This is a genomic window from Janthinobacterium sp. SUN120, from assembly GCF_030397735.1.
Lineage (GTDB): Bacteria > Pseudomonadota > Gammaproteobacteria > Burkholderiales > Burkholderiaceae_D > Janthinobacterium > Janthinobacterium kumbetense.
The window spans coordinates 1-9114 of sequence record NZ_JAPUBW010000011.1; the positions used below are offsets into that span (position 1 = coordinate 1).

Sequence of the window (9114 nt, forward strand, 5' to 3'; positions counted from 1 at the left end):
ATAGGCGCCACCGGCCTTCAGGATGCCCAGCAAGCCCACCACCATCTCGACGCTGCGCTCGACGCAGACACCCACCAGGCTGTCGGCGCCCACACCCTGCCCGCGCAGGTAGTGCGCCAGGCGATTGGCGCGCGCATTGAGCTCGCGGTAAGTCAGCGACTGGCCTGCAAACTTGACAGCCTCCGTTTCAGGGCAGTGCAGCGCCTGTTGCTCGAACAGGCCATGCAAGGTCTGCGCGTGCTCATGCGCGTGCGCGTGCGCGGTACTGTTCCATTCCACCAACAACTGCTGCCGCTCGCCTCCTGCCAGCATGTCCAGCTCACGCAGCGGCGCCCGCGGATTGGCCACCAGCGCCGCCAGCAAGCGGCCGAAATGCGCGGCCATCCGTTCCGCCGTGGCGCGGTCGAACAGGTCGGTGTTGTATTCGACGTGCCCCCTCAATCCATCCTCCGCCTCGACCAGCGTCAGCGTCAGATCGAGCGGCGACACATTGTGCTCGATGTCCATCGGCCTGAGCGCCAGCCCGGGCAGCTCAAGCTTGCCCATCGGCGCGTTCTGAAGCACGAACATCACCTGTACCAGCGGGCTGTGGCTGGTATTGCGTTCCGGCGCCAGATGCTCCACTACCTGCTCGAACGGCAGGTCCTGGTGCGTATAGGCGCCCAGCGTGGCCGCCTTGACCTGCGCGAGCAATTCATCAAAACACTGCGCGGCATCCACCCGCGTGCGCAGCGCCAGCGTGTTGGCAAAGAAGCCGACCAGCGGTTCCAGCTCCGCCCTTTGGCGATTCGCGATCGGCGTGCCGATGCAGATGTCATCCTGGCCGGCATAACGGCTGAGCAGCACATTGAACGCAGCCGCCAGCGCCATGAACAAAGTGGCTTGCGCCTGCTGGCTGATACGGTGCAAGCCTTTGGCGACGTGCGCCGGGATCACCACGGGCACCATGCCGCCTTCGTGGGTCTGCACCGCCGGACGCGGACGATCCGTCGGCAGTGACAGCAAGGCCGGTGCACCCTGCAACTGGGTTTTCCAGTAGTCGAGCTGCTGTTGCAACACCTCGCCAGCCAGCCGCTGGCGCTGCCAATGCGCAAAATCGGCATACTGCAGCGCCAGTTCGGGCAGCAACGGTACGGTCCCCTCAACGAACGCGCTGTATAAAGCCGCCACCTCTCCCACCAGCACCCCCATCGACCAGGCATCGAAGACGATATGATGAAACGTCAGCAGGAAAACGTAGGCGTCTTCGCCCAGTACAATCAGCCGGGCACGCAGCAAGGGGCCGGTTTGCAGGTCGAACGGTGCCTGCGCCTCCTCCTGCGCCAGCCATTTCGCCCTAGCCTGACGTTCGTCCGGCGGCAGCCCACTAATATCGGTGACCGGCATCGCCAGCCGCAGCTCAGGCGCGATCACCTGCACCGGCGCGCCATCGGCCATATCGAAAATCGTGCGCAGCACCTCGTGGCGGCGCACGATCTCGTTCAGCGTGCGTTCGAGCGCGGCGCGGTCCAGCCGCCCCTGGACTTCGAATGCCCGCGGAATATTGTAGGCCGCCCCGCCGCCCGTAAAACGGTCGATAAACCAGACCCGCTGCTGTGAATACGACAGCGACAGCAATCCCCTGCGATCGGCCAGCGCAATCGATTCCGGCGGAGGTGCATCGTCTTCCTCCTGCAGCAGCAAGGCAAGGAGTTCTTCTTTCATCGATTCAAGCGAGCGAGTTGAAGTCATAGGTTTCTCAAGAATCATTGTTATTTGGAGCGGGCGGCAGAGCGCCTCTGCATGGCCTGGCGGCGATGCTGGCCCCGCTCCAGACTTTCCGCATCGGCCGCCGCTGCCGAGGGCGAACTATCCAAGGCCCCTGCCAATTTTTCGATGGTAGGATATCTGAACAAATCGACCACAGAAAGGCTTTTCTGAAAATATTGCATGATTAGCACGTGCAGTCTGATGATGAGCAGCGAGTGCCCGCCCAGGTCGAAGAAATTGTCATGGATGCCGACCCGCTCGACATTCAACAATTCACGCCAGAGCGCCACCAGCCGCTCTTCAGTATCGGTCTGCGCCGCGACATATTCGGCGCGCAGCAGGCCCCCGTCCGGCGCCGGCAAAGCCTTCCGGTTAATCTTGCCGTTGGCCGTCAGTGGCAGCTGATCGAGCACCATCCAGGCCGACGGCACCATGTGTTCGGGCAGAGCGCCGGCAAGGTAATCCTTCAACTGCGGTAGCAGTTGTCCGGCGTCCGCGCTGCCCTCGTGCGTGGTCAGGTAGGCGACCAGGCGCTGGTCGCCCGGACTGTCCTCGCGCGCCACCACCACTGCCTCGCGCACCGCCGCGTGCCGCGCCAGCCAGGTTTCGATTTCCCCCAGCTCGATGCGGAAGCCGCGCAGCTTCACCTGCTGGTCGATGCGGCCCAGGTATTCGATCCTGCCGTCCGGCAGATAGCACGCCAGGTCGCCGGTCTTGTACATGCGCGACATGTGCGCATCGGGCGCACCGAAGGGATTGGGCACGAAGCGCTCGGCCGTCAGCTCGTCCCGGTTTACGTAGCCGCGCGCCACGCCGGCGCCGGCGATATGCACCTCACCGGCAACCCCGACGGGCACCGGGCGCGATTGCTCGTCGAGCAGGTAGATCTGCGTGTTGGCGATCGGCCGCCCGATCGGGATGCCGTGCTCCAGGTCCGTAATCGCGCACAGCGCCGACCAGATCGTCGTCTCCGTCGGACCGTACATATTCCACACCACCGGCACGCGCCGCAGCAGTTCTTCCGCCAGCGCCGCCGACAGCGCCTCGCCGCCGCACAGCAACTTGAACGGCTTGAGCGGCTGGCCCTCGTACTGCCAGCCCTGTTCGACCAGCATGCGCCAGGTCGACGGCGTGGCCTGCATCATCGTCACGCCATGCCGGGCGATATGCCGGGCCAGTTGGGCCGGATCGGCTGCCATCTGGCGCGGCGCAATCACCGTCGCCGCGCCCACGCTCAGCGGCAGGAACAGCTCAAGGCCGGCAATATCGAAGGACAGCGGCGTCACCGCCAGCAGCACATCGTCAGCCACTATCCCCGGCTGCCCGCGCATCGCGTGCAGGAAGCTGTTCACGTTGCCATGGGTGACTCCGACGCCTTTCGGCTGACCGGTCGAACCCGAGGTGTAGATCACATACGCCAGTTGGTCCGCCGTGGCGCCGCCATCGGGCGCCAGGCCGGAGCCGACTGCGGCTTCCCAGCCGCCGTCCAGGCAAACGGTCACTACGTCGGCCGAAAGCAGCCCCAGCAGCGACTGCTGGGTCAGCAGCAGCGCGGGCCTGGCGTCCTCCAGCATGTAGGCCAGCCGCTCCTTCGGATAGCCGGGATCGAGCGGCACGTAGGCGCCGCCAGCCTTCAGGATGCCGAGCAGGCCGACCAGCATGTCCAGGTCGCGCTCGACGCAAATCGCCACCAGGCTTTCCCTGCCCACCCCCTGGCCGCGCAGGTAGTGCGCCAGGCGCTCCGAACGCTCGTCCAGTTCGCGGTAGCTCAATTGCCGGTCCTCGCACAGCACGGCCACCCGCTCCGGCGTGCGCGCGGCCTGCTGCCGAAACAGGCCGTGCAGGGTCTGGTCCTGCGCATAGGCTTGCGCAGTGTCGTTCCATCCCACCAGCAGCTGCTCGCGCTCCTGCGGCGGCAACACCTCGACGGCCGCTACCGGCGTGTGCGGCGCCTGCTCCAGCGCCTGCACCAGATTTTCCAGCGCCGTTTGCATATAGGCGCAAATGCGGCCCGGCTCGGCCTGCACACTGAGCTGCGCGGTCAACATGAAGTCGTCGCCGAAGTCGTCCACCGACAGCGTCACCGGATAATTGTTGCGTTCCTCTGTGCTCAGGATCTGGGTGCCGCGCCATGCCGCATCGCCGCCGCCCGTCTGGCCGGGGGCCGTATGCCGATAATTCAACAGCGACGTAAACAGCGGCGAAGGCGCCTCGACGCTGCTGCAGCGCTGCGCCAGCGCCAGCGGCGCGTGCTCATGGTGCACCAGCCGGGTCAGCAACTCGTGGGTGCGCCGCAAGCTCTGCGCCACCTCCTGCTGCCCCACCGCCAGGCGGATCGGCAGCGTGTTGATGAACACACCAGGAACCTGGGCTACCTTCTCCCCGCCGCGCATGCGGCCGAACAGCACCGTGCCGAACACCACGTCGCGGCGGCCGGTCAGGCGCGAGAGCACCTGTGCCCACGCCAGATGGATCAGACTGGCGGCACTCACCTGCAGCCGGCTCGCTTCACGACGCAGCTTACCAGCCAGCTCGGCGCCGATGATCTGGGTCGCCTCGCGCACGTCCCTGCCATTCCCCTGCACATCGGCCAGGCCGAAGGGGGTGGTCGGTTCGTCGATATCAGCCAGCATCTCGCGGAAGAAGGCTTCATGTTCGTTGCGGCTGACGCCAAGGCGCGCCTGCGCCACGAACTGGCGGAATGGCACCGGCGACGACAACGGCGATGCCTCGTTCGCGAGGATGGTCCGGATTTCGCCGATGATGATTTCCAGCGTCGCATGGTCGGAGACAAGGTGGTGCTGGATGATTTTCAACAGCCACCGCCCGTTCACGGGGTCGTGGGCCGCGAAGGCATGCGTCAACGGCGCCTGCCGCACGTCGATGCGGTAATGCGCCGGATCGTAGCGTGCGTCCATCTGTGCGGCGATATCGCCATCCAGGGGGGCGAAGCTGACGTCGACGATCAGCGCCGGCGCATCGCGCCATACCACCTGCACAGGCTCCCTCAGGCCCTCCCATACCACGCTGGTACGCAGTACATCATGCCGTGCAATGACCTGCTGCAGCGCCGCAACGAAGGCATCGAGCGTGGCGCGCCCATCGAAGGCCAGCAGCATCGGCAGCAGGTACACATCACCCTGCTGCTGCAGCAGGTGGTGGAACAAAATTCCTTCCTGCAGCGGACCGAGCGGATAGATATCCTGGACATTAGCCGCGCCTCCCGGCACTGCCATGACGATGCCATCGATTTCCTGCTGGCTTAGCTCGACCAGCGGCAACAGCTCCGGCCCGATAGCCTGGCAGCCGGCGGGAATCAGGTTGGGCAGCACCTCGACGTTATGCTCGCGGCGCCCCAGCGTGTCCACCACATCGGCAATGGTCGGCATGCTGAACAGCGCCCGTACCGTTGTGACCAGACCGGCTTCGTGCATCCGGTCGATTAGGCCGATCGCCAGCAGCGAGTGCCCTCCAAGCTCGAAGAAATTGTCGTGTATGCCAACTCGCTCGACCTGGAGCATATCGGCCCAGATCTCCGCCATCGTACGCTCCGCGTCATTGCGCGGCGCCACATAGGCCGGCTGCCACAGTCCGGCGTCCGGCGCCGGCAGGGCTTTGGCGTCGACCTTGCCGTTCGGCGTCAGCGGCAGCGCGGCGAGCACCACCCAGGCCGATGGCACCATGTATTCGGGCATGAGCTGCTTCAGATAAGCTTTCAGTTCGGCCGCCAGCGACTGGTCCGGTTCTGCGCCGTCCTTCGGCGTCAAATAGGCGACCAGACGCTTCTCGCCGCTGTTGCTGTCGCGCGCCACCACCGCCGCGATGCCGACGGCTTCATGCTCCGCTAACTGGCTCTCGATCTCGCCCAGCTCGATGCGGAAGCCGCGGATCTTGACCTGGCCGTCCGCGCGTCCCAGGAACTCTAGGTTGCCATCGGCAAGGTAGCGCACCAGGTCGCCCGTCTTGTACAGCCGGCTGCTGCTCTGGCGTCGATGGGCATCATGAAAGGGATTGACCACGAACCGTTCCGCCGTCAAGTCCGGGCGATGCAGGTAGCCGCGCGCCAGTCCCACGCCACCGACATACAGTTCGCCCGGCGCGCCGGCCGGCACCAGACTCATTGCCGGCCCCAGCACATACAGACTGTAGTTTTCAATCGGCTTGCCGATATTGCTCACGCCCTCGACCAGTTGGACCACGGTCGTGTCGACCGTGCATTCGGTCGGGCCGTAGACGTTATGCAGGACAATGCGGACATTGTCGGCACGCTTGTACCATTCCGAAATCATCGCCCGGTTGACCTGTTCGCCGCCAATATTGATCTGGCGTATGCACGGCGGCGGCGCCGCGCGGCTGTCCTTGGCCAGTTCGTGCCAGTAGGCCGTCGGCAGGCACAGGATGTTGATATCGAGCGCGGCGCAGCGCTCCCAGAACTGCTCGGGCGACTGCGGCCAGCTGTCCGTACGCAGCACCAGCCGCGAGCCATTGCACAGCGCGCCGAAGATGTCGGCAATCGACAGATCGAAATTAATCGTGGAGAACTGCAGCATGCTCTCCGCGCCGGTCAGGTCAAGCCGTCGGCGGATCGACCAGGCCAGGTTCACCAAACTCGCATGCTCGATCATGACCCCTTTGGGATTGCCAGTCGAGCCGGAAGTGTAAATGATATAGGCCAGGCTGCACGACCTCAGACCCATGGCGGGCGGCGCGACACTGCCGGCGCCTTGCGCCGTCAACTGGTCCTGGACCGCCTCGTCATCGAGGCACAGCGCCAGCGCCGCATCCACCACCTTGCGTTCCACCAGCGCGCGCTGGGTGAGCACGGTGTCAAGCCTGGCGTCGGCGACCATGTAAGCCAGCCGCGCCTCGGGATACGCCGGGTCCAGCGGCACGTAGGCACCGCCGGCCTTGAGGATGCCCAGCATCGCGACAATCATGTCCAGCGAGCGGTCGATGCAGATGCCGACCAGGCTATCCGGCAGCACACCGCGCTCGTTCATCAGGTAGTGCGCCAACCGATTGGCGCGTTCGTTCAGCTGGCGATAAGTCAGCGTCTGCCCGTCGCAGACCAGCGCCATCTGATCGGGATTCTTTTCGGCCTGCGCCTCGAACAGCTGGTGGGCGCACTGGTCCAGAGAATAGGCCGCTTCGGTCGCGTTGAGCGTGTGCAGCAGATGGTGGCGTTCGGTCTCGTCCAGCATCGGCAGTTCATACAGCCGCGCCCGAGGATCGGCCGCTATGCCTTGCAGCAGCAGCCCATACTGCCCGGCCAGCTGTGCGATGGTCCGCGCCTCGAACAGGTCGGCGTTGTAGTCGATCTGGCAGACCAGGCCCTGCGCCGTTTCCGTGACGTCGAACTCAAGGTCGAACTTGACCGGCGTATCCTTGCTCACCACCGCGCTAAAATCGACCTCATCGAGCCGGACCGGCGCGGCGCGGGGCGACTCCATTCCCATGCTGAACATGATCTGGAACAGCGGGCTGTATTGCGTGCTGCGCTGAGGATTGATGCGCTCGACCAGATACTCAAACGGCACATCCTGATGGCTTTGCGCGTCGAGATTGACCATCCTGACCTGTTCCAGGAATTCGTCGAAACGCGGATTGCCCGACACGTCGGTGCGCAGCACCAGCGTGTTGACGAAGAAACCGATGATCTCTTCGAGCTCCTTCTGAAGCCGGTTCGCCACCGGCGTGCCGACCACGATGTCAGCGCTGTTGCTGTGGCGCGCCAGCAGGATACTCAACGCGCCATGCAGCACCATGAACAGCGTCGCCTGGCTGTCCTGCGCAATTTTCTTCAAGGTCCGGCATGTGCCCATGTCCACCGAGAAGCGCTGCTGCGCGCCACGGAAACTTTGATGCAGCGGCCGCGCATGATCCAGCGGCAGGCTGTGCACCGGTGGCAGCTCCGCCAGCTGCCTGGTCCAATAGCCTAGCTGCTGCTCCAGTACCGCCCCGCTCAGCCAGTTGCGCTGCCATAGGGTATAGTCGGCGTAGCGAACCGCTAGCGGGCCATAGGGATTGTCCGCGCCGCTGCGCAGCGCCTGATACTGGCCAATAAATTCCCTGACCAGCAGGTCCATCGACCAGCCATCGGAAGCGATATGGTGCATGCAGAACAGCAGCAAGCCCTCCTCGTCGCCCAGCCGGATAAAGCTTGCGCGCACCATGACGTCGCTGGCCAGGTCGAACGAAAGCCGGCCGTCGGCAGCCGCGAGTTCCTGTGCGGACTGCTCGCGCGCGACCGCGTCGAGGTGGCGCAGATCGATCACCTTGATGCCGAACTCCGGCTGTTCGCGGATCAGCTGCAACAGCTGCCCGCCCTCATTCGCAAACACCGTTCGCAACGGCTCATGACGCTCGATGATGCGCTGGAAGGCCAGTCCGGCAATGGCAGTATCAAAGCATCCGGCGACCTTCAGGACGGTCGGCATGTTGTAGTGCGCGCTGTCGCCGTCGATCTGGTCAAGAAACCACAAGCGCTGCTGGGCGAACGATGCCATTACACGATTGTGCTCGCGCGCCTGCCGCTGTACTTTGGGGCGCGCCGCCGCCACCGGCAACTGCGCGCTTGCGCTCTTCTTCAGATAACTAACAAGCTGCTCGCGGTTGTGGCGGATCGCATCGAGAAATGCCTCCTCCGCCCCCTTCTTGAATAAGCGAAGCTTCAACTTCTCGCCCTCAAGGTACAACTGGACACCTTCACCTGCCAACGTCTTTATGAATTCACGCATTGTGATCTCTAATTCTTCCATGTGCCATGTGTTAACCAACCGGACAACCGGAGCCTGATTCGCCGGCACCGTTCAAATCTCTACTTCATTGAAGCCTTCGCCCGACATTGATTCAAAATGCTGGTTGATCAGATTCATCTCCGTGATGTCGTCGATCAGGGTCGCAATCTGGACAATACTGGTCTGCTCGAATAGCTTCCTGATCTGCAACTGAATGCCGAATTTGTCCGCCACCTCGGAGACCAGCCGGATAGCCAGAAGCGAGTGCCCGCCCAAGGCGAAGAAGTCTGCGGTCGTGCTGATCTGGTCCGCTTTCAGGTTCAGCAATCCTGACCAAATCGCAACCAGGGTTTCCTCGGTATCGGTCAGCGGCGCCACATACCCGGCCTGCGACAGGCTCGCGTCCGGCGCAGGCAGCGCCTTGCGGTCGACCTTGCCGTTCGGGTTCAGCGGCAGCGTATCGAGCGTCACCCACACGGATGGCACCATGTAAGCCGGCAGACTAGCCTGCAGGGCAAGCTGGAGCGCTGCGCTGTCAATGTCGATGTCGTTCCTGACCACATAGCCCACCAGGCGCTGGTCGCCCGGCTGGTCTTCGCGCGCCAGCACCACCGCGTCGCGCACCTGC

Annotated in this window: 3 protein-coding genes; all 3 read right to left on the minus strand. The window is 64.1% G+C overall.

Annotated features, from left to right (window positions below; translation table 11 throughout):
• Positions 1-1731, minus strand: a 1731-nt coding sequence (locus O0879_RS28435; protein WP_289920017.1) for a condensation domain-containing protein, incomplete at its 3' end; no start/stop codon positions are given.
• A gap of 20 nt (positions 1732-1751) precedes the next feature.
• Positions 1752-8507, minus strand: a complete 6756-nt coding sequence (locus O0879_RS28440) for a non-ribosomal peptide synthetase (protein ID WP_289920019.1) — start codon at positions 8505-8507, stop codon at positions 1752-1754.
• A gap of 51 nt (positions 8508-8558) precedes the next feature.
• A partial coding sequence (locus O0879_RS28445; protein ID WP_289920021.1) for a phosphopantetheine-binding protein occupies positions 8559-9114 on the minus strand: 556 nt, incomplete at its 5' end.

Coding starts and splice junctions, on each gene's coding strand:
- O0879_RS28440 (WP_289920019.1), bottom strand. CDS start 8,507: ATGGAAGAATTAGAGATCACAATGCGTGAATTCATAAAGACGTTGGCA.